Origin of the sequence: Pseudomonas sp. ADPe (assembly GCF_014843515.1) — a bacterium.
GTDB classification, from domain to species: Bacteria; Pseudomonadota; Gammaproteobacteria; order Pseudomonadales; family Pseudomonadaceae; genus Pseudomonas; species Pseudomonas citronellolis.
In genome coordinates this window covers 5,520,268-5,541,323 of sequence record NZ_CP062122.1, presented here as the reverse complement: position 1 = coordinate 5,541,323, position 21,056 = coordinate 5,520,268, and the positions used below count along the sequence as shown (strand labels likewise).

Sequence of the window (21,056 nt, the reverse complement as noted above, 5' to 3'; positions counted from 1 at the left end):
GGGTTGTCGCCATGCCGCCCGGCTCAGCTGTTCGCCTCCGGCGTCAGGCGCACGCGGCCGTTGTCCAGCACCACCCGATCGCGCTCGACCACACGGGTGCGGAAGGAGCCGTCGTTCCAGATTTCCGTGCGCAGGGTCTCGCCGGGGAACACCGGCGCGGAGAAGCGCACCTGCAACTGCCCGAAGCGTTCCGCGCGGTAGTCGGCGAAGCCGCGCAGCAGCGCGTGGAAGGCCACGCCCAGGGTGCACAGGCCATGCAGGATCGGCCGGGGGAAGCCGCCGCGGGCCGCGGCCGCCGGGCTGGCGTGGAGCGGGTTGTCGTCGCCGTTGAGGCGGTAGTACAGGGCCTGCTCCGGACGCGTCGGCAGGTCGATGACCAGGTCCGGCGCGCGCTCGGGCAGGCGGTGCGGCTGGCTCAGCGACTGGCTGTCGCCGCCAAAACCGCCGTCGCCGCGCAGGAAGGTGGTGCCGCGGGCGATGGCCAGCGCCTCGCCGCTGGCGGCGTCGCTGAGCACCTTCTCGCTGTACAGCAGCGCGCCCTTGCCGGCGCCCTTGTCCACCAGGCCGGTGACGCGGGTACGGCCGATCACCTCGCCTTCCGGTGGCAGCGGCTTGAGCCACTCCACGCTCTGCTCGCCGTGCACCAGGCGCAGGGCGTCGACGCCGGTGTCCGGGTTGCCCAGCCAGAAGCCCGGGTGGCCCAGCACCACGGCCATGCACGGCAGCGCCTGGATATCGCGGTTGGCGTCGACGAAGGCCAGCTGGTGCTCATCCATGGGGTCGGCGCCCAGGCCCACCGACAGCGCGTAGAAGGCGCTGTCCTCGCGGCTGTAGCGCTGGCGCACCTCGGGGATGCGGTAGTTCAGCAGGTGCTCAGGATTCAGCGCCATGGGCCACCTCCTGCACTTCCAGCACCGCGTCGGCGGCCCAGGCGCCCTGCCCCTCGGGCATGGCGAATACCGGGTTGAGGTCCACCGAGCGCAGCCGCGGGCCGGCCTGGGCGGCGAACTGCGAGAGCCGCGAGAGCACCTGCGCCAGCGCCTTCACGTCGGTCACCGGGCGGCCGCGGGCGCCAAGTAGCAGCGGTGCGCCCTTGATGCTGCGGATCATCGCCTCGGCCTCCTCCACGCCGAACGGGCAGCGGCGGAACACCACATCTTTCAGGACTTCGACGAAGATGCCGCCCAGGCCGAACACCGCCACCGGGCCGAACAACGGGTCGCGCTGGATGCCCATGAAGCACTCCACGCCGCCCTGCAGCTGGCGCGCCACCAGCACGCCGTCGATGCGCGCCTGCGGGGCATGTTCGGCGGCGCGTTGCAGCAGCAGGTCGAAGCCTTCGCGCACCGCCGCGGCGCTGTCGACGCCCAGCAGCACGCCGCCGATCTCCGACTTGTGCAGGATGTCCGCCGAGGCGATCTTCAGCACCACCGGGAAGCCGATCTGCTCGGCGAAGGCGGCGGCCTCCCCGGCGCTCACCAGCACCCGCTCCGGCGCCGACTCTATGCCGGCGCGGGCCAGCAACTGTTTGGCCTCGGCCTCCCCCGGCGTGTACGGCGGCAACTCCACGCCACCGACCACCGGCACCTGGCGCAACGGTTTGGCGAAAGCCTCGCCGAGCCGGCCCATGGCCTGGATGGCGTGCACCGCGCGGGTCGGGTCCTCGAACAGGGCGAAGCCGGCCTTGCGGTAGGGTTCCAGCTCGTCGCCCTCGCCCATCACCGAGACCACGAACAGGCGGTCCGGGTGGTCGGCCTTGATCCGGCCGAACTGCTCGGCCAGCTTCGGGCCGATGGAGGCGACGGTGCCAGCCTGGGTGAAAAAGGCGATCAGCGACTTGTAGCCGCCGTCCACCACCATGGATTCGGTGAAGTCGTGCACCAGGCTCAGGTCGTTCAGGGCCTGGGCGGTGCAGTCCACCGGATTGATCGGCGAGGCGAACGACAGCCGCTGCTTCAGCCGCGCCTGGGCCGCCTCGGGCATGGGCGGCATCGGCAGGCCGACGTCCTCGGCGGCGTCGCTGACGATGATCCCGGCGCCGCCGCTGACGGTGATCATGCCCAGGCTGTTGGCCACCGGGTAGATACGCTGGGTGGCGAGGTAGGCGATGTCGATCAGTTCCTCGGTATTGCGCGCGCGGACCACCGCGTAGTCGGCCAGCACCGCGTCCAGCACCTTGTCGTCGCCGGCCAGGGAAGCGGTGTGGGACATGGCCGCGCGGCCGCCCAGCTCGCTGCGCCCGACCTTGTGCAGGATCACCGGCTTGCCGGCGCGGTGGGCGGCCGCCAGGGCGGCGAGGAAGCTGTCGACGTTGCGGATGGATTCGGCGTAGGCCATGACCACGTCGACTTCCGGCGACTCCACCAGCCAGCCGATGGCATCGCCCAGGGTGACGTCGGCCTCGTTGCCGGTGGCTACGCAGATCGGCGTGCCCAGCCCGCGCTGCCGCGCCAGGCCCAGCAGGTGCGCACCGTAGGCGCCGGACTGGGTGGCGATGCCGACGCGCCCGGCCAGCGGAATGCCGCGCTCCAGGCTGGTGGAGAAGAAGGCGTAGTAGCCCAGGTTGGCGTTGAACACGCCCAGGGCGTTGGGGCCCAGCAGGCGCATGTTCGCCGCGCGGGCGGCCTCGACCATCGCCTCCTGCATCAGCACGCCCTCGCCGCCCACCTCGCTGAAGCCGGAGGAGAACACGATGGCGCTGCGCGCGCCCTTGCGGCCCAGGGCCTGGATGGTCTCCAGCACCTGCGGCGCCGGCAGCGCGACTATGGCCACGTCGGGCGCCTCGGGCAGCGCCTCGACGCTGGCGAAGGCCGGCAGGCCCTGGATTTCGCTGCGGTTGGGGTTCACCGGCAGGATGCGGCCGCCGAAGCCGTTGCGCAGCATGTAGGCGATGGGCCGGCCGCCGATGCGGTGCGGGTCGCTGGAGGCGCCGACCACGGCCACGGAACGCGGTTGCAGCAGGGGCGTGAGGCTGGCGAAGCACGAGGCGTTGCCAGGGTGTTGCGAGTGACTCACTGACATGGCTTTCCACCTGAACTGTTGACGGTTGCCGGAGCGTGCGTCCCGGCGCGAGGGCGAGCGCGTCCACGGCGGGCCGCCGAAGCGGCCACCGCTGGGGCGCCGAACCCGGGAGTTTCAGAGCACCGACTGGGTGCCGAGCAGGGCCGTGACCTGGCTGGACAGGGTGCCGCCGTTGCCGTGCAGCAGGGCGACGTCGGCCTTGCGCAACTGCCGCTCGCCGGCCTGGCGGCGCAACTGCGTCACCGCCTCGATGATCAGGAACATGCCGTACATGCCCGGATGCACGCAGGACAGCCCGCCGCCGTTGGTATTCACCGCCAGCTCGCCGCCGGGGGCGATGCGCCCGCCCTCGACGAAGCGCCCGCCCTCGCCCTTCGGGCAGAAGCCGAGGTCTTCGAGGAACAGCAGGGTGTTGATGGTGAAGGCGTCGTAGAGCATCACCAGGTCGATGTCGGCGTGCGTCACCCCGGCCATCTGCATGGCCCGCGGGCCGCTTTCGCTGGCGGCGGTGACGGTGAGGTCGGGCATCGCCACGATGGAGCGGTGCCACTGCGCGCCGGCGGCGCCGAGGAAATACACCGGCGCGTTCGGCAGGTCGCGGGCGCGGTCGGCGCGGACCAGTACGCAGGCGCCGCCGCCGTCGGTGACCAAGCAGCAGTCGGCCTTGCTCAGCGGGTCGCTGACCATGCGCGCGGCGAGCACCTCTTCGATGCTCAGCGGGCCGCGGGCGAAAGCCTCGGGGTTGAGGTTGGCCCAGCCCCGCGCGGCCACCGCCACCTCCGCCAACTGCGCGCGGGTGGTGCCGTACTGGTGCATGTGGCGGCTGGCGGCCAGGGCGTAGGCGGTGATCGGGTGGCGCGGCTTGTAGGGCGTCTCGTGCCACTGCGGCTCGCTCATCGACACCAGCTTGCCGCCGGCGGTGCGCTGGTTGGAGCCGTAGCAGATCAGCGCCGCGTCGCACAGCCCGGCTTCCAGGGCCAGGGTGGCCTGCAGCAGGTGCAGTTCGAAGCTGGAGCCGCCGATATTGGTGCCATCGACGAACTTCGGACGGATGCCCAGGTATTCGCAGACCGACAGCGTCGGGAAGGCATGGGAACTGGTGGCGGCGAACACCGCGTCGATGTCGGACAGCTTCAGCCCGGCATCGGCGATGGCCTTCACCGAGGCCTGGCCGAGCAGTTCGATGGCGCTGTGGCCGGGGGCCTCGCCGATGCCGGCGCTGCCGATGCCGACGATGGCGGTCTTGCCGCGCAGGACCTGGCTCATGGCTGCACCTGCGCAAGCGCGTCGAACACCACCACGGGCGTGCCTTCCTGCTCGACGATGCGCGCCTTCAGGCGGGTGCCGATGGGCACTTCGAGGTGGCCCTCGACGCGCGACATCATGCGCACGCCTTCGTCCAGATCGACCAGGGCGACGTTGTAGTCGCCGCTGCGGGCGCGGTTCACGGTGATCGCATAGAGAGTGCCCAGGCCGCTGGCCGGCACCCATTCCAGGTCCGTCTCGCCGCTGCCCGGCACCAGGTTGCGCGGGTAGAAGACGTAGCGCCCGGTGGAACGGCTGCGCTGCAGCATGAAACGGCCCTGGGCCAGGAAGGCGAGGTACTGGGCCTCGGGGCCCGGAACGACGCACTCGGGGAGATCTGCCACGTAGGTCCTCCTTTATTCTTGTTCGACCTTTGCTGCAAAGTGCAGTGACGTGGACGCACCAACCGGCGACTTCAGGGCAGCGGTTGTGCGCTCCGTGAAGCCAGCATATATTCACTCCGCTGAATGTCAACCTGAATACTGAATATGAAAAATAACGAAACCGCACCGGAAGCCAGTACCAAGAGCGCCAGCACCAAGGATGTAGGGGCCGTAGTGAACGCCATTCAGATCCTCCGCCACCTGGCCCACGCCGAAGCCCCCGAAGGCGTGGCCGCCATCGCCCGCGCCACCGGCATCAGCCCGAGCAGCGCCTTCAATATCCTGCGCACGCTGCACAACGAGCAGTTGGCGTCGTTCGACAACGAGACCAAGACCTACCAGCTGGGCCTGGGCCTGTCGGAACTGGCGGTGAGCTTCATCGGCCGCAGCTACGCCGACCTGATCCAGCCGGAACTGGAGCGCCTGAGCCTGGCCCACCGGATACTCGTCGCCCTCTGGCAGGTCACGGACGACGCGCACATCCGCGTGATCGCCCGCTCCGAGCCGCAGATCGCCCACGTCAACGTGGCCATGGGCACGCGCCTGCCGGAACTGGTGGGCGCCGCCGGGCGCTGCATCGCCGGCCTGCGCCAGCTGCCGGAGGACGAACTGCGCCGGCGCCTGTCGCGGGTGCGCTGGGAGAACCCGCCGGCCTTCGAGCAGTACCAGGCCGACGCCCACGAAGCCCTGGAACGCGGCTGGGCCATGGACCAGGACCACCTGTACCGCGGCGTGAGCATGGTCGCCAGCGCGGTCACCGACCGCGACCGGCAGCCGCGCTTCATCATCTCCGCCATCGGCATCAGCGCCCAGCACCGCCGCGATGAGCTGGAAAGCATCGGCAGCAGCCTGCGCGACACCGCCAGCTTCATTGGCCGTGCGCTCTTTCCCCAGGGCAAGGGCAGGAAGGCGTAGAATCAGAATGCCATTCAGTATCGGGAAAGGCATTCGGCGGGAATAACGAGAGGGATTACGATCGCGCGGCCGGAGGTCAATCGCGCGCAGGGCGCGCTCCTACAGGGGAATGGCGCGGGTGGCGCAGCGTAGGAGCGGATCTCATCCGCGAATCGCGCCGGAATCTCCGTCCGCGATGAAGCCGTATCGTTACTGCCGCACCAACCGACGGTTGTCCGGCGCAATCTCACCGCTGCTGCGGTAGGGATTGATATCCAGGCCACCGCGGCGCACATAGCGCGCATAAACGGTCAGCCGGCTGGGCTGCAGCAGGCGCTGCAGGTCGAGGAAGATGCGCTCCACGCACTGCTCGTGGAAATCCTGATGCTGGCGGAAGGAAACCACGTAGGCCAGCAGGCTGGCGGGGTCGAGCGCCGGGCCGGCGTAGTCCACCACCAGGGTGCCCCAGTCCGGCTGGCCGGTAACCGGGCAGTTGGATTTCAGCAGGTGGCTGTAGAGCACTTCGTCCACCCGCCGGGCATCGTCGCAGCGCAGCAGCTCCGGGCGCGGATGGTCGTAGCTGTCCACGGCGATGTCGAGGTCGTCGATGCAGCGGCCGGGCAGTTTCGCCACGCCCTCCTCGGCCACTTCATCGAGACTGCGCAGGCGCACGCCCACCGGCGCGCCGGCGGCGGCGGACAGGTCGCGCTCCAGCACCGCCCGCAGCGCCTCGCGGCTGTCGAACGGGCTCTGATTCAGCGAGTTGAGGTAGAGCTTGAAGGACTTCGACTCGATGATGTTCGGCGACTGCGCCGGAATGGCGAATTCGCCGATGGCCACCACCGGCTTGCCGCCGGAGGTCAGCCAGGACAGTTCGTAGCAGTTCCAGATGTCCACGCCGCGGTACGGCAGGTTGGCGCCGTCCAGGCCCAGCTCGGCCCACTTGGTGGCGCGGCTGATGGGGAACAGCAGCTCGGGCGCGTAGGTGGAGACGTATTCGCTGGATTTGCCCAGCGGCGAGTGTTCGGCGGGATGCTGCATGCAATGGACCTGCGGAAATCGTGTCGGCGCCCGCCGGGGTGGCAGGCCGGGCAAGTGTATACAAATGCCCCGGTGGTTTCAGCAGGCGCGGGATGCCTGGGTGACGGTTGGCGGCCTCGGAGCGGATCGCGGACGGAGTCCGCTCCTTGCGCCGAGGCGCCTTTCGTAGGATGGGTTGAGCTTGCGATACCCATGCTGCCGTGGTGATGGGTATCGCTTCGCTCAACGCCATCCTACGAAAAGCCGTGCTTCCCTGGAGGCGTAGGAGATTCATCCGCGATTGCGCCGGCAAGGCCGGCGCTCAGGGCTCGACGGTCAACCGGCCGACCATGCCGGCCTGGTAGTGGCCGGGGATGTTGCAGGCGAACTCCAGTTCGGTGGCCCGGGTGAAGGTCCAGGTCAGCTCGGCGGTCTTGCCCGGTTCCACCAGCACGCTGTTGGGGTCGTCGTGCTTCATCATCTTCGAATGGTCCATGCCGGCCATGCCGTGGCTCATGCCGGTGGGCGTGAGCATGCCCATCGCCTGCATCTGCTGCATTTCCTTCTGGTGCTCGGCGTGCAGGGCGGCGTTGCCGAGGTTGAACTCATGCAACAGGCTGCCCTTGTTGTGGATGACGAAGCGCACCGTCTCGCCGGCCTTCACCTGCAGCGACTTGGGCTCGAAGTACATCTCGCCCAGGGTGACCTCGACGCTGCGGGTGGCCCGTGCGGCCTCGGCCGGCTTGCCGAAGTCGTACGCATGGCCGTGGCCGGCGTCGGCCAGGGCCGGCAGGGCGAAGGCGGCGGCGAGGCCGAGGATGGCGGCGTTGAACAGCTGGCGTGTACGCATGATGCGGACCTCTTGCGGATGATTGCCCCCATGTTGCCGCCGGCCACCTGCCGGTTGGCTGTCGGGAAGATTACAGTTGTGTCAGCTTGGCGGCGCCATCGGCAGCGCTGGATACAATGACCGGCATTCCCGCCACGGAGGCCATCCACCTTGAAACTGCTGATCGTCGAAGACGAACCCCGCATCGGCCAGTACCTGCGCCAGGGCCTGAGCGAGGCCGGCTACGCCGTGGACCTCTGCGGCGACGGCGCCGAGGGCGAACAGCTGGCGCTGTCCGGCGGCTACGACCTGGCGATCCTCGACGTCATGCTGCCCGGCCGCGATGGCTGGCAGATCCTCCAGGCCGTGCGCCAGGCCGGCCTGGCCCTGCCGGTGCTGTTCCTCACCGCGCGCGACGCCGTGGAGGACCGCGTGCGCGGCCTGGAACAGGGCGCCGACGACTACCTGGTCAAGCCCTTCGCCTTCGTCGAGCTGCTGGCCCGCGTGCGCACCCTGCTGCGCCGCGGCGGCCAGCAGTTGCAGGAAACCGTGCTGCAACTGGCCGACCTGGAGCTGGACCTGCTGCGCCGCCGGGTGCAGCGCGGCGGCCGGCGCATCGAGCTGACCGCCAAGGAGTTCGCCCTGCTGGAGCTGCTGCTGCGCCGCCATGGCGAGGTGCTGCCCAAGTCGCTGATCGCCTCCCAGGTGTGGGACATGAACTTCGACAGCGACACCAACGTCATCGAGGTGGCCATCCGCCGCCTGCGCGCCAAGGTCGACGATGACTTCCCGCTGCGCCTGATCCACACCGTGCGCGGCATGGGCTACGTGCTCGAAGAGCGCGCGCCGTGAGCGCCGCCGCGCGGGTTTCGCTGGGCGTCCGCCTGAGCCTGCTGTTCGCCGCCTGCACCGCGGCCGTGTCGCTGATCGCCGGGGTGGTGTTCAGCCGCGCCAGCGAGGCGCACTTCGTCGAGCTGGACCGCCAGGCGATGGCCGGCCGCCTGCCCTTCTTCCGCGAACTGCTCGGCCCGGTGCGCGATCCCGCCGGCCTGGCCACGCAACGCGGGACGCTGGAGCACGAACTGACGCGCCACCCGGACCTGGGCCTGCGCCTGGAGGGTGCCGACGGCCAGCGCTGGCTGGACGAGCCGCCGCGCATGAGCAGCAGCATGGAGGGCATGGGCGAACCGCCCGCCTACCGCGAGATGCGCGTGCCGCTGGACCCGGCCGAGCCCGCCGGGCGCCAGCTGACCCTGGTGCTGGACATCACCCACCACCAGCACTTCCTCGGCCGCATGCAACAGCTGATCTGGCTGACCATGGGCCTCTCCGCCCTGGCCACCGCCCTGCTCGGCGCCTGGGCCACCCGCGCCAGCCTGCGCCCGCTGCGGCGCATGCGAGAAGTGGCGGCGCAAGTCTCGGCGCAGTCGCTGACCACCCGCCTGGACGCCAGCCGCCTGCCCGCCGAGCTGCGCGGTCTGGCCAGTGAGCTGAACGCCATGCTGGCGCGCCTGGAGGAAGCCTTCCAGCGCCTGTCGGCGTTCTCCGCGGACATCGCCCACGAGTTGCGCACGCCGCTCACCGCGCTGCTGACGCAGACCCAGGTGGTGCTGTCGCGCCCACGCGGCGAGGACGACTACCGCGAGGCGTTGCACGGCAACCTGGAGGAGCTGCAGCGGCTGACCGCCATGGTCAACGACATGTTGCTGCTGGCCAAGGCCGACCACGGCCTGCTGGCCCCCGGGCGCGACAGCCTGGACCTGGCTGCGGAAGTGGATGCCCTGCTGGAGTTCTACGCGCCGCTGGCCGAGGACCAGGGCGTCCATCTGGCGCGCGAGGGCCAGGCGCAGGTACGCGGCGACCGCGGCATGCTGCGCCGGACGCTGGCCAATCTGCTGGACAACGCCCTGCGCTTCACCCCCGCAGGCGGCGCCATCCGCGTGCGCCTGCGGCCCGGCCAGGTCAGCGTGGAGAACCAGGGCCCGGCGATCCCCGCCGAGCAGTTGCCAAGGCTGTTCGACCGCTTCCACCACCGCGAGGCGGCCCAGCGCGAGGGCCAGGGCGTGCACGCCGGCCTCGGCCTGGCAATCTGCCGCTCCATCGTCCAGGCCCACGGCGGCCGCATCCGCGCCGAATCCGCAGACGGCTGGACACGCCTCATCATCGAATTACCGCCGGAAATGTAGGGCGAATAACCGTTCGCGGTTATCCGCCGCCTCACCCAAGCCCCCAGCCGGGCCCAGGTCAGCCCCGGAGCCGCCTGGAACCAAGGCCAAACGGCGGATAACGCCGTAGGCGTTATGCGCCCTACGCCAAGCCCACCGTAGGGCGTATAACCGTTCGCGGTTATACGCCGCCACACCCAAGCCCACCGTCAAATCACCAACCGCCCACTCGCCACCAGCCGCGCCTGGCCGGCGATGCGCACGCGGTCGCCTTCCAGCCGGCACCAGAGTTCGCCGCCGCGGGCCGAGCACTGCAAGGCGCGCAGCTGCAGCTTGCTCAGGCGCTGCGACCAGTAGGGGATCAGGCAGCAGTGGGCAGCGCCGGTCACCGGGTCCTCGTTGATGCCGATGGCCGGGGCGAAGAAGCGCGAGACGAAGTCGTGGTCGCCCTCCCCCCGCGCGGTGACGATCACGCCCAGGTACGGCAGCTTCGCCAGGGCGACGAAGTCCGGCTTGCAGGCGCGCACCGCCTCTTCCGATTCCAGCAGCACCATCAGGTGCGCCGTGGTGCTCAGCGCATCGACCACCGGCAGGCCCAGGGCCTGCTCCAGCTCCACGGTGCTGCCCGCCTCGTGGGGCGGCTGCGCCGGGAAGTCCAGGGCCAGGCGCTGGTCCTCGCGGTACACCCGCAGCGGGCCGGACAGCGAGTTCAGCTCCAGGCGCTCGCCCGGCTCGCCGAACACCTCGAACAGCACATGGGCGCTGGCCAGGGTGGCGTGGCCGCACAGCGGCACCTCGGCGGTCGGGGTGAACCAGCGGATGCGCCAGCCATCGGCCTCACGGACCAGAAAGGCGGTCTCCGACAGGTTGTGCTCGGCGGCGATGTTCTGCATCAGCTCGTCGGCCAGCCAGGCGTCCAGGCGATAGACCATGGCCGGGTTGCCGGCGAACGGACGGTGGGTGAAGGCATCGACCTGGTGGAATTCGAGCTGCATGGCGTTCTCCTCTGAATGGGGCTCCAGCATGCCGTCCCGCGCGTTCGGCGCTGCTATACAGTGTGCGACTTTCGCATCGGCACAGTCGTGCCCTCAGGCCCGGCCGATGGCGGCGAAACTGGCCGAGGTCAGCCCGGCCAGGGTCTCGGCGCTCAGCTCCACCTCCAGGCCGCGGCGCCCGGCGCTGACGTGGATGCTCGGGTACTGCCGGGCGGAGTCGTCGATGAAGGTGCGCAGGCGCTTCTTCTGCCCCAGCGGGCTGATGCCGCCGACCAGGTAGCCGGTGGCGCGCTGTGCGGCATTGGGGTCGGCCATGTCGGCCTTCTTCGCCCCGGCGGCGTGGGCCAGGGCCTTCAGGTCGAGGCTGCCGGCCACCGGCACCACGGCCACCAGCAGTTCGCCCTTCTCGGTGGCGGCGAGCAGCGTCTTGAACACCCGCGCCGGCTCCAGGCCGAGCTTCTCGGCGGCCTCCAGGCCGTAGGACGGCGCCTTGGGATCGTGTTCGTAGCTCAGCACGCGGTGCTCGGCGCGGGCCTTCTTCAGCAGGTCGATGGCGGGGGTCATGGCGGTCCGGGGTCTGTCCGTGAACGATGCCCAAGCATAGCAAGGGCCGGCGGCCGAATCCGCCACCGCCGCCTGCGCGCGCGGCCCTTCACCCGGCGCGCGGAATGGCCTAAGGTCGCAGACGACCCGGGCTCTGCCGGATGCAGCACAAGGCCAACGTCATGACCGACAGCCAGCACAAGAAATACATCGTCGCCCTCGACCAGGGCACCACCAGTTCCCGCGCCATCATCTTCGACCGCGACGCCAACGTGGTCAGCGTGGCCCAGCGCGAGTTCGCGCAGATCTACCCCCAGGCCGGCTGGGTCGAGCACGACCCCATGGAAATCTGGGCCACCCAGAGTTCGACCCTGGTCGAGGCCCTGGCCCAGGCCAGCATCGGCTTCGGCGAGGTGGCGGCCATCGGCATCACCAACCAGCGCGAGACCACGGTGGTATGGGACAAGGCCAGCGGCCGGCCGATCCACAACGCCATCGTCTGGCAATGCCGGCGCAGCGCGGGCATCTGCGAGCAACTGCGCGCCGACGGTCTGGAGCCCTACATCCGCGACACCACCGGGCTGGTCATCGACCCTTATTTCTCCGGCACCAAGCTGAAATGGATCCTCGACAACGTCGACGGCGCCCGCGAGCGCGCCCGCCGCGGCGAGCTGCTGTTCGGCACCGTGGACAGTTGGCTGGTGTGGAAGCTCACCGAGGGCGAGGTGCACGTCACCGACTACAGCAACGCCTCGCGCACGCTGCTGTTCGACATCCACAAGCTCGACTGGGACGACCGCCTGCTGGCGGCCCTGGACATTCCCCGGGCCATGCTGCCGAAGGTGCAGGCCTCCTCCGGGGTGTTCGGCCAGGCGCGGGTCGGCGGCCTGGGCGTGCACCGCACGCCCATCGCCGGGATCGCCGGCGACCAGCAGGCCGCGCTGTTCGGCCAGCTCTGTGTGGAGCCCGGCCAGGCGAAGAACACCTACGGCACCGGCTGCTTCCTGCTGATGCACACCGGCGCCAAGGCGGTGAAGTCCACCCACGGCCTGCTCACCACCATCGCCTGCGGGCCCCGCGGCGAGCCGCAGTACGCCCTGGAAGGCGCGGTGTTCAACGGCGGCTCCACGGTGCAGTGGCTGCGCGACGAGCTGAAGGTGATCAACGACGCCCACGACTCCGAGTACTTCGCCAGCAAGGTCAAGGACAGCAACGGCGTCTACCTGGTGCCGGCCTTCACCGGCCTGGGCGCGCCCTACTGGGACCCGTACGCCCGCGGCGCACTGTTCGGCCTGACCCGCGGGGTGAAGGCCGACCACCTGATCCGCGCCACCCTGGAATCCATCGCCTACCAGACCCGCGACGTGCTCGACGCCATGCAGCAGGACGCCGGCGAGCCGCTGCGCGCCCTGCGCGTGGACGGCGGCGCGGTGGCCAACAACTTCCTCATGCAGTTCCAGGCCGACATCCTCGGCACGCCGGTGGAACGCCCGCAGATGCGCGAGACCACGGCATTGGGCGCCGCCGTGCTGGCGGGGCTGGCCAGCGGCTTCTGGCAGGGCCTGGACGAGCTGAAGGGCAAGGCGGTGATCGAGCGGGTGTTCCAGCCCAACTGCGAGGCGGCCGAGCGGGAGCGGCTGTATGCCGGCTGGAAGAAGGCGGTGGAGCGGACCAGGGGCTGGGCGGAGCCGTAGGGCGTATAACCGCGAACGGTTGTACGCCGATGTGCCCGAGCCCATGCCCGGCTTCACGGTCAGGGTCGGAGTGGTCCGGACAGGGGCTTCGGGTTTGGCTCCGCAGTGGCCTGGGGTCAAGGTGAAACGGCGGATAACCGCGAACGGTTATACGCCCTACGTCTGTCGGTTATTCCTGTGCGGCGGGGGCGTCCATCTGCGCCCATAGCGAGGGGCCGCCGGCGGATTTTTCCACCGCGGCCAGGCGTGCGGCGTGGGCCGCCAGTTCCTCGTCGCTGGCGCGGATCACCCGGGTCAGCGCGCGGCCGGCCGCCAGGCGGCGGATCGCGCTGGGCTGCGGGCGGCCGCTGCCGTCGCCCTCGGCGCCCTGGCCGGCCAGCGACAGGCTGGTCTGGCCACCGGTCATCGCCAGGTAGACGTCGGCGAGAATCTCGGCGTCGAGCAGTGCGCCGTGCAGGTCGCGGCCGGAGTTGTCGACGCCGTAGCGCTTGCACAGGGCGTCGAGGTTGTTGCGCTGCCCCGGGTGGCGCTCGCGGGCCATCATCAGGGTGTCGAGCACCGAGCAGTAGTCGCTGACCTCGGCGCGCTCGCTCTGCCCCAGCAGGGCGAACTCGTTGTTGATGAAGCCGATGTCGAACGCCGCGTTGTGGATGATCAGCTGGGCGCCGTGGATGAACTCGTAGAACTCGTCGGCCACCTCGCGGAAGCGCGGCTTGTCCTTGACGAACTCGTTGGTGATGCCGTGAACGGCGATGGCGCCCTCGTCGATTTCACGATCGGGCTGCAGGTAGACGTGGAAGTGGCGGCCGGTGAGGCGGCGGCCTTCCAGCTCGACGCAGCCGATCTCGATGATCCGGTGGCCATCGGTGACCGGCATGCCGGTGGTTTCGGTATCCAGTACGACGCTGCGCATTTCGGGACCTTGTTGCTTTGACCAGGGAGGGCGCCCGCGGGCGCCCGTTGCAATATTCAGCGCGGCAGTTCGGCGACGCCGCGGTTGGCGAGCATGTCGGCGCGCTCGTTGCCGGGGTGCCCGGTGTGGCCGCGCACCCACTGCCATTCGACATTATGCCGGTTGACCTGCTCGTCCAGCGCCTGCCACAGGTCGGCATTCTTCACCGGCTGCTTGGCGGCGGTCTTCCAGCCGCGCTTCTTCCAGTTAGGCAGCCATTCCTTGATGCCTTTCATCACGTACTCGGAGTCGGTGACCAGGCGGATCTCGCAGGACCGCTTGAGCGCCGCCAGGGCCATGATGGCCGCCGTCAGCTCCATGCGGTTGTTGGTGGTCTCCAGCTCGCCGCCCCAGAGTTCGCGCTCGGCGCCCTTGTAGAGCAGCACCGCGCCCCAGCCACCGCGGCCGGGGTTGCCCTTGCAGGCGCCGTCGGTATAGATGACGACCTTCTCTTCTTCGCTCATATCACCTTCAGTACGGCCCGCGGCGTCCCGCCCCGGGATGGTGGCACGAGGGACTGGCGAGGGTCGTCGCTAGATTTCGGAATCCCGCCGGCTGACCTTGGCCACCGGCAGCGGCACCAGTTGGCCGCGGGCCTCGCGGCGGGCCTGGCGCAACGGCCGCAGGCCGACCACCAGCTTGCGCGCCACCAGCAGGTAGAAGCCGGCGCCGGTGCCCTTGAGGCCCGCGCCCCAGCCTTCCATGCGTGCCAGGCGCGTCTGCCAGGCAGCCGAGGCAAGCGGCGGACGATAGCACCCGAAGCGGCGTTTCTCCAGCGCGAAGCCCAGCAGGTTGAGCCAGTCGCAGACGCGGCCGGGGGAAATGCAGCGCGCCCGGCCCAGGCCGTCGGAGGCGAAATAATGCCGCAGGCCCCAGGCGCTGCGCGGGTTGACGCCGATCACCAGCAGGTGCCCGCCGGGGCGCACGCTGCGCGCGGCTTCACGCAGCAGGCGGTGCGGCGACAGGCAGAAGTCCAGGCCGTGCTGCAGCAGCACCACGTCGGCGGCGTGCTCGCCCAGCGGCCAGGCGCATTCGTCGCAGGCGATCTCCACGCCCGGCAACGGCGGCCCCAGGCGCACGCCGCGCTGGATGTTGCCGGTGCTCTCCGGCAGTTCGGCGTGCGGGCCGTAGTGCACCAGGTAGCCGCCGAAGTAGCGCTGCAGCTCGTCGCAGAGCAGACGCTGCTCCTCGGCCAGCATCATGGCGCCCAGCGGCCCGGCGAACCAGTCGCGCGCCTCGGCGATCAGCTCCAGCCAGTCGGCATCGGCCTGGGCGAAGGGTTCTCGTTCCATTCTCACCACCCCCTGAAACAGGTTGGCTGTCGCCGCCGGGAGGGCGGTCGACGCCGTTCGGCGAACACAGGACGGCACATTCGCACTACTATGCGCCAACCTATTCCGCTTAGCGACATCCGGCCATGATACAGATCGACGCGCTACCCGCCTTTTCCGACAACTACATCTGGCTGTTGCAGGATGTGACCACCCGGACCTGCGCGGTGGTCGACCCGGGCGACGCCGCGCCGGTGGAGGCCTGGCTGGCCGCGCACCCGGGCTGGCGCCTGGCCGACATCCTGGTCACCCACCACCACCAGGACCACGTCGGCGGCGTGGCGCACCTGAAACAGACCAACGGCGCCCGCGTGCTGGGCCCGGCCGGCGAGCGCATCCCGGCCATCGACCTGGCGCTGCGCGACGGCGAGCGCGTCGAGGTGCTGGGCCTGGGCTTCGAGGTCATCGAAGTGCCCGGCCACACCCTCGGGCACATCGCCTACTACCATGCGGACGCCGACGCGCCCCTGCTGTTCTGCGGCGACACCCTGTTCGCCGGCGGCTGCGGCCGCCTGTTCGAGGGCACCCCGGCGCAGATGCACGCCTCCCTGGGCCGCCTCGCCGCGCTGCCGGGCGCCACCGGCGTGTACTGCGCCCACGAATACACCCTGAGCAACCTGCGCTTCGCCCGCGCGGTGGAGCCCGGCAACGCCGAGCTGGCCGCGCGCTTCGACGAGGTCGCCGCCTGGCGCGAGCAGGGCCGCATCAGCCTGCCCTCCAGCATCGCCCTGGAACGGGCCACCAACCCCTTTTTGCGCACCTCGGAAAACAGCGTTAAAAAAGCCGCCGACGAGCGGAACGGCGGGCCGACAGCCAGCCCCGCAGAGGTTTTTGCGGTCATTCGGCAATGGAAAGATAAATTCTGAGGTCTGGCGAAATCTTGACCACGTCCGGCGCGGTTTCTAGAATCCCCGAAATTTTTACCCTGGACAAAGTCATCCGCCAATGCCGCCAAAGACCAGTAAGACCAGCGATCTAGACGCATTGGCTCGTGCCATACGAGTCTCCGTCCTGCTCGGCGCCGGCGCCCTCGCCGGCTGCCAGACCAGCCAGCACAGCGGCACCGACCAGGACACCCTGACCTACCGCCCCGCCAGCCGCGCGGTGGACGTACAGTTCAACCCGGCCTACGCCGACAGCGACATCTGGCAGCGCATGCGCCACGGCTTCCAGCTGCAGGCCGACGCCACCGACACCAACCCGCGCATCGAACGCCAGCGCCTGTGGTTCGTCAGCAACCAGGCCTTCATCGAGCAGGCTTCCGAGCGCGGCAGCCCCTACATGCACTACGTGGTGGAGCGCCTGGAAGAGCGGCAGATGCCGCTGGAACTGGCGCTGCTGCCGATGATCGAGAGCGCCTACAACCCCCTGGCCGTGTCCCGCGCCCAGGCGGTGGGCCTGTGGCAGTTCATCCCCACCACCGGCACCCATTTCAACCTGCGCCAGACCAGCTGGTACGACGGCCGCCGCGACATCAAGGCCTCGACCAACGCGGCGCTGACCTACCTGAACCGCCTGCACGACATGTTCAACGGCGACTGGCTGCTCGCCCTGGCCGCCTACAACGCCGGCGAAGGCACCGTCAGCCGCGCCATCGAGCGCAACCAGAAGCTCGGCCTGCCGACCGACTACTGGAACCTGCCGCTGCCCCAGGAAACCCAGGACTACGTGCCCAAGCTGCTGGCCCTGTCGCAGCTGGTGATGTCGCCGGAAGCCTACGGCATCAACCTCAACCCCATCGCCAACGAATCCTACTTCGCCGCGGTGAAGGTCAAGCCCGGCCTGGACCTGTCGCGCGTCGCGGCGCTGGCCGAACTCGACGAGGACGAGCTGTACCTGCTCAACCCGGCCTTCAAGCGCCGCATCACCATGGACGGCCCGCAGCAGCTGCTGGTGCCCAAGGAGAAGGTGGAACGGCTCAAGGCCGGCCTCGCCTCCCTGCAGCCCCAGGACCTGGTGAGCTGGAAGCAGTACAAGGTGCGCCGCGGCGACAGCCTGCGCAGCATCGCGGCCAGGCACGGCATCACCGTGGCCGAGCTCAAGAGCAGCAACCGCCTGAGTTCCAACCGCGTGCGCAACGGCCAGGCGCTGCTGATCCCGGCCAAGGGCAGCCGCATGCCGGAACTGGAGCCCGCGCGCCAGGTGGCCAAGGCCGGCGCGACCAAGGCGCCCAGCCTGGCCAACGCCACCCGCAGCTACAAGGTCAAGAGCGGCGACAACCTCTGGCAGATCGCCCGCGCCACCGGCGTCGGCGTCGACGACCTGAAGCGCTGGAACGGCCTGGACAGCCATGGCGTCAAGCCCGGCCAGGTGCTCAAGCTGCAAGGCGCCACCCAGCTGGCATCGCGCAGCACCAGCGGCAAGGCCAGGCAGCAACAGCAGGAAGCGGCGACCTACTACAAGGTCAAGCAGGGCGATTCCATGTACCTGATCGCCAAGCGCTTCAACGTCGAGATGCAGCACATCAAGCGCTGGAACCCGCGCAGCAGCGCCCATGCGCTCAAGCCTGGGCAGACGCTGACGCTTTATCTCGATACCGCGAGCCGTTGATTTCCCGTCCGGCCCAGCCATGGCGTTGGCAGGAACCGCGGTGTAACGGCGGATAACCGCGAACGGTTATTCGCCCTACGCCCAGGGTGGGCCTGGCGTAGCGCGCATAACGCCTACGGCGTTATCCGCCGTTTGACCTTGGCCACAGCTCCCTCGGCGCCGAGCACGGAGCCGCCCGCCCCCGGCAACTTTTTCCCCGAAAGCACGGCCTAAGCATCCGGCCCGAGCTTTTTCCCCGCAATACAAGCTGTTACCGTGGCCCTCTCGGGACGCCCGTGCAAACGCCGGCGCGCCGTCGCCCGCCGCGTCGTGCGTCCGCTGCCGCCCCTTGCACGGGACGGGCCCCAACCAGTACAAACGATGCCAGCCCGAACGCACCTACGAGCAGACCATGCCCAGAATGCCGACCAGCGCCCCTCGCCCCGCACCCGCGCCCACCACCGGATCGGCGGCGGAGCGCCGTCGATGAAGCTCCGCGCCCTCCTCCTGCTCGGCCTGCTCAGCCTGGGCGCCGGCCTGCAGGCCGCGCCGCAACATGCCATCACCCTCTACGACGAGGCGCCGAAATACCCGGCCGGCTACCGCCACTTCGACTTCGTCAACCCCGACGCGCCCAAGGGCGGCACCCTGCGGCTCTCCGACACCGGCGGCTTCGACAGCCTCAACCCGTTCATCCCCAAGGGCAACCCGGCCTCGCAGATCAGCCTCATCTACGACACCCTGACCTTCCACTCCCTCGACGAGCCCTTCACCGAATACGGCCTGCTCGCCGAGAAGATCGAGAAGGACCCCGAGCAGCGCTTCGTGCGCTTCTACCTGCGCCCCCAGGCGCGCTTCAACGACGGCACCCCGGTCACCGCCGACGACGTGGTCTTCACCTTCGAAACGCTGATCAAGCAGGGCGACCCGATGTACCGCAACTACTACGCGGACGTCGACAAGGTGGTGGCCGAGGACAAGCTGCGCGTGCGCTTCGACTTCAAGCGCCCGGGCAACCGCGAGCTGCCGCTGATCCTCGGCCAGTTGCAGATACTGCCCAAGCACTGGTGGGCCAGCCGCGACTTCGCCAAGACCAGCCTGGAGCCGCCGCTGGGCAGCGGCCCCTACCGCGTCACCAAGGTCGACCCGGGCCGCTCGATCCGCTACGAGCGGGTCAAGGGCTACTGGGCCAAAGACCTGCCGGTGAACCGCGGCTTCAACAACTTCGACGCCGTGGTGGTGGACTCCTACCGCGACCTGACCGTGGCCCTGGAAGCCTTCAAGGCCGGGCAGTTCGACTTCAACGAGGAGCGCATCGCGAAGAACTGGGCCACCGCCTACGACTCGCCGGCGATACGCGACGGCCGCATCGTCCGCCAGGAGCTGCACAACGACAATCCCTGGGGCATGCAGGGCTTCGCCTTCAACCTCCGCCGCCCGGTGTTCCAGGACGCGCGGGTGCGCGAGGCCATCAGCCTGCTGTTCGACTTCGAGTGGACCAACAAGCAGCTGTTCTTCGGCTCCTACAAGCGCGACCGCAGCTACTTCGAGAACTCCGAGATGGCCGCCCACGAGCTGCCCGACGCGCAGGAGCTGGCGATCCTCGAACCGCTGCGCGGCAAATTGCCGCCGCAGGTCTTCGACAGCGTCTACGAGCCGCCGGTCAGCGACGGCAGCGGCATCATCCGCGAGCAGAAGCGCAAGGCCTACAAGCTGCTGCTGGACGCCGGCTACAGGATCGTCGACGACCGCATGGTCGGCCCCGACGGCAAGCCGCTGAGCTTCGAGTTCATGCTGGTGCAGGCCGACTTCCTGCGCGTGCTGCTGCCCTACAAGCGCAACCTCGCCGAGCTGGGCATCGACATGCAGATCCGCGTGGTGGACATCTCCCAGTACATCAACCGCCTGCGCTCGCGGGACTTCGACATGATGGTCGCCAGTTGGCCGCAGTCCAACTCGCCGGGCAACGAGCAGCGCGAGTTCTGGCATTCGGCCAGCGCCGACAACCCCGGCAGCCGCAACTTCATCGGCCTGCGCGACGCGGCCATCGACGAGCTGGTGGACAGCTTGATCAAGGCCGACTCGCGCGAATCCCTGGTGCGCCACGCCCGCGCCCTGGACCGCGCCCTGCAGTGGGGCCACTACGTGGTGCCCAACTGGTACCTGGACACCTGGCGCCTGGCCTACTGGAACCGCATCGCCCACCCCGCCAAGCTGCCGCCCTACAGCTATGCGCTGATGACCTGGTGGCAGGCCCGCGACAAGGCCGAGCCGACCCAGGCCGCGGCCCAGGCGCAGGAGACCCGCTGATGCTCGCCTACATCCTGCGCCGCCTGCTGCTGATAGTGCCGACGCTGTTCGGCATCCTGCTGATCAACTTCATCATCATCCAGGCCGCCCCCGGCGGGCCGGTGGACCAGATGATCGCCAAGCTCGAAGGCGTCAACGCCGCCGCCGGCGGGGCCACCGGGCGCATCGCCGGCTCCGGCGGCGAGCTGGCCTCCTCCGGCGGCTCGCACTACCGCGGCGGCCAGGGCCTGGACCCGGAACTGGTGAAGGAAATCGAGCGCATGTACGGCTTCGACAAGCCGGCGCCCGAGCGCTTCTGGATCATGCTCAAGAACTACGTGCACCTGGACTTCGGCAGCAGCTTCTTCCGCGACGCCAAGGTCACCGACCTGATCATCGAGAAGCTGCCGGTGTCCATCTCCCTGGGGCTGTGGAGCACCCTGATCATGTACCTGGTGTCCATCCCCCTGGGCATCGCCAAGGCGGTGCGCAACGGCAGCCAGTTCGACATCTGGACCAGTTCGGCGATCATCATCGGCTACGCCATCCCCGCCTTCCTCTTCGCCATCCTGCTGGTGGTGCTGTTCGCCGGCGGCAGCTACTGGGACTGGTTCCCGCTGCGCGGGCTGACCTCCAACGACTTCGACGAGCTGAGCACCTTCGGCAAGGTCAAGGACTACTTCTGGCACCTGGCCCTGCCGATCACCGCCCTGGTCATCGGCAACTTCGCCACCATCACCCTGCTGACCAAGAACAGCTTCCTCGACGAGATCGGCAAGCAGTACGTGGTCACCGCCCGCGCCAAGGGCCTGACCGAGCGCCAGGTGCTCTACGGCCACGTGTTCCGCAACGCCATGCTGCTGATCATCGCCGGCCTGCCCTCGGCGCTGCTGGGGGTGTTCTTCACCGGCTCGCTGCTGATCGAGGTGATCTTCTCCCTCGACGGCCTGGGCCTGCTCAGCTTCGAGTCGGCGCTCAACCGCGACTACCCGGTGGTGTTCGGCACCTTGTTCATCTTCACCCTGTTCGGTTTGATCATGAAGCTGGTCAGCGACGTCCTCTACACCCTCGTCGATCCGCGCATCGACTTCGAGAACCGGGAGTGA

At 69.2% G+C, this 21,056-nt stretch carries 19 protein-coding genes; 8 read left to right on the top strand and 11 right to left on the bottom strand.

Features of this window, described 5'->3' with window-relative positions:
- Positions 1-23: 23 nt before the first annotated feature.
- The 4 genes from IG194_RS25250 to IG194_RS25235 all read right to left on the bottom strand — a co-directional run bounded on the left by IG194_RS25250 (position 24) and on the right by IG194_RS25235 (position 4,670).
- Positions 24-890, bottom strand: coding sequence for a MaoC/PaaZ C-terminal domain-containing protein (locus tag IG194_RS25250; protein ID WP_058489752.1), 867 nt, complete (start codon positions 888-890; stop codon positions 24-26).
- Complete coding sequence (locus IG194_RS25245) at positions 874-3,021, bottom strand: acetate--CoA ligase family protein (protein ID WP_058489085.1); 2,148 nt, start codon at positions 3,019-3,021, stop codon at positions 874-876. Before IG194_RS25245 ends, IG194_RS25250 begins: the two co-directional genes overlap by 17 nt.
- A 114-nt stretch (positions 3,022-3,135) precedes the next feature.
- Positions 3,136-4,287: a thiolase gene (locus IG194_RS25240; protein ID WP_058489084.1), complete on the bottom strand. Its 1,152-nt coding sequence runs from the start codon at positions 4,285-4,287 to the stop codon at positions 3,136-3,138.
- Positions 4,284-4,670, bottom strand: coding sequence for a Zn-ribbon domain-containing OB-fold protein (locus tag IG194_RS25235; protein ID WP_058489083.1), 387 nt, complete (start codon positions 4,668-4,670; stop codon positions 4,284-4,286). The genes IG194_RS25240 and IG194_RS25235 overlap by 4 nt, the downstream gene beginning before the upstream one ends.
- Before the next feature lie 144 nt (positions 4,671-4,814).
- On the opposite strand from IG194_RS25235, the gene IG194_RS25230 reads away from it, so the two are divergent.
- Positions 4,815-5,624, top strand: coding sequence for an IclR family transcriptional regulator (locus IG194_RS25230; protein ID WP_058489082.1), 810 nt, complete (start codon positions 4,815-4,817; stop codon positions 5,622-5,624).
- A gap of 189 nt (positions 5,625-5,813) precedes the next feature.
- On the opposite strand, the gene queF is transcribed toward IG194_RS25230, so the two are convergent.
- Together queF and IG194_RS25220 are read right to left on the bottom strand one after the other, a co-directional pair.
- A complete protein-coding gene (gene queF / locus IG194_RS25225; RefSeq protein ID WP_058489081.1) occupies positions 5,814-6,644 on the bottom strand; it encodes an NADPH-dependent 7-cyano-7-deazaguanine reductase QueF in 831 nt (276 codons plus the stop codon).
- Positions 6,645-6,945: 301 nt separating this feature from the next.
- Positions 6,946-7,473 carry a plastocyanin/azurin family copper-binding protein gene (locus IG194_RS25220; protein ID WP_058489080.1) on the bottom strand — a complete coding sequence of 176 codons (528 nt, stop codon included), beginning with the start codon at positions 7,471-7,473 and terminating at the stop codon, positions 6,946-6,948.
- Between the two features lie 150 nt (positions 7,474-7,623).
- Here IG194_RS25220 and IG194_RS25215 point away from each other — a divergent pair, with 150 nt between their 5' ends.
- The gene (locus IG194_RS25215) at positions 7,624-8,304 is read left to right on the top strand and encodes a heavy metal response regulator transcription factor (RefSeq protein ID WP_058489079.1); all 681 of its coding nucleotides are present in this window, start codon (positions 7,624-7,626) and stop codon (positions 8,302-8,304) included.
- Positions 8,301-9,638 (top strand): heavy metal sensor histidine kinase, encoded by a 1,338-nt coding sequence (locus tag IG194_RS25210; protein ID WP_058489078.1) that lies wholly within the window; start codon positions 8,301-8,303, stop codon positions 9,636-9,638. The genes IG194_RS25215 and IG194_RS25210 overlap by 4 nt, the downstream gene beginning before the upstream one ends.
- Positions 9,639-9,826: 188 nt before the next feature.
- On the opposite strand, the gene IG194_RS25205 is transcribed toward IG194_RS25210, so the two are convergent.
- Both IG194_RS25205 and ybaK read right to left on the bottom strand, forming a co-directional pair.
- Positions 9,827-10,612: a PhzF family phenazine biosynthesis protein gene (locus IG194_RS25205; protein WP_043315397.1), complete on the bottom strand. Its 786-nt coding sequence runs from the start codon at positions 10,610-10,612 to the stop codon at positions 9,827-9,829.
- Between the two features lie 93 nt (positions 10,613-10,705).
- The gene (gene ybaK / locus IG194_RS25200) at positions 10,706-11,176 is read right to left on the bottom strand and encodes a Cys-tRNA(Pro) deacylase (protein WP_058071335.1); all 471 of its coding nucleotides are present in this window, start codon (positions 11,174-11,176) and stop codon (positions 10,706-10,708) included.
- Between the two features lie 161 nt (positions 11,177-11,337).
- Here ybaK and glpK point away from each other — a divergent pair, with 161 nt between their 5' ends.
- Positions 11,338-12,849, top strand: a complete 1,512-nt coding sequence (glpK, locus tag IG194_RS25195) for a glycerol kinase GlpK (protein WP_058489751.1) — start codon at positions 11,338-11,340, stop codon at positions 12,847-12,849.
- 169 nt (positions 12,850-13,018) lie between these two features.
- Here glpK and dnaQ read toward each other — a convergent pair whose 3' ends face one another.
- The 3 genes from dnaQ to IG194_RS25180 all read right to left on the bottom strand — a co-directional run bounded on the left by dnaQ (position 13,019) and on the right by IG194_RS25180 (position 15,093).
- Positions 13,019-13,762, bottom strand: a complete 744-nt coding sequence (gene dnaQ, locus IG194_RS25190) for a DNA polymerase III subunit epsilon (protein ID WP_043266954.1) — start codon at positions 13,760-13,762, stop codon at positions 13,019-13,021.
- A 56-nt stretch (positions 13,763-13,818) separates the two neighbouring features.
- The gene (rnhA, locus tag IG194_RS25185) at positions 13,819-14,265 is read right to left on the bottom strand and encodes a ribonuclease HI (protein WP_058489077.1); all 447 of its coding nucleotides are present in this window, start codon (positions 14,263-14,265) and stop codon (positions 13,819-13,821) included.
- A gap of 69 nt (positions 14,266-14,334) precedes the next feature.
- Positions 14,335-15,093 (bottom strand): class I SAM-dependent methyltransferase, encoded by a 759-nt coding sequence (locus IG194_RS25180; protein WP_009619115.1) that lies wholly within the window; start codon positions 15,091-15,093, stop codon positions 14,335-14,337.
- A 125-nt stretch (positions 15,094-15,218) separates the two neighbouring features.
- On the opposite strand from IG194_RS25180, the gene gloB reads away from it, so the two are divergent.
- The 4 genes from gloB to IG194_RS25160 all read left to right on the top strand — a co-directional run bounded on the left by gloB (position 15,219) and on the right by IG194_RS25160 (position 21,056).
- The gene (gene gloB, locus IG194_RS25175) at positions 15,219-15,998 is read left to right on the top strand and encodes a hydroxyacylglutathione hydrolase (protein ID WP_058489076.1); all 780 of its coding nucleotides are present in this window, start codon (positions 15,219-15,221) and stop codon (positions 15,996-15,998) included.
- Positions 15,999-16,077: 79 nt separating this feature from the next.
- A complete protein-coding gene (locus tag IG194_RS25170; protein ID WP_058489075.1) occupies positions 16,078-17,682 on the top strand; it encodes a LysM peptidoglycan-binding domain-containing protein in 1,605 nt (534 codons plus the stop codon).
- 465 nt (positions 17,683-18,147) lie between these two features.
- Complete coding sequence (locus IG194_RS25165) at positions 18,148-19,971, top strand: extracellular solute-binding protein (RefSeq protein ID WP_058489074.1); 1,824 nt, start codon at positions 18,148-18,150, stop codon at positions 19,969-19,971.
- Positions 19,971-21,056, top strand: a complete 1,086-nt coding sequence (locus IG194_RS25160) for a microcin C ABC transporter permease YejB (protein ID WP_009619104.1) — start codon at positions 19,971-19,973, stop codon at positions 21,054-21,056. Before IG194_RS25165 ends, IG194_RS25160 begins: the two co-directional genes overlap by 1 nt.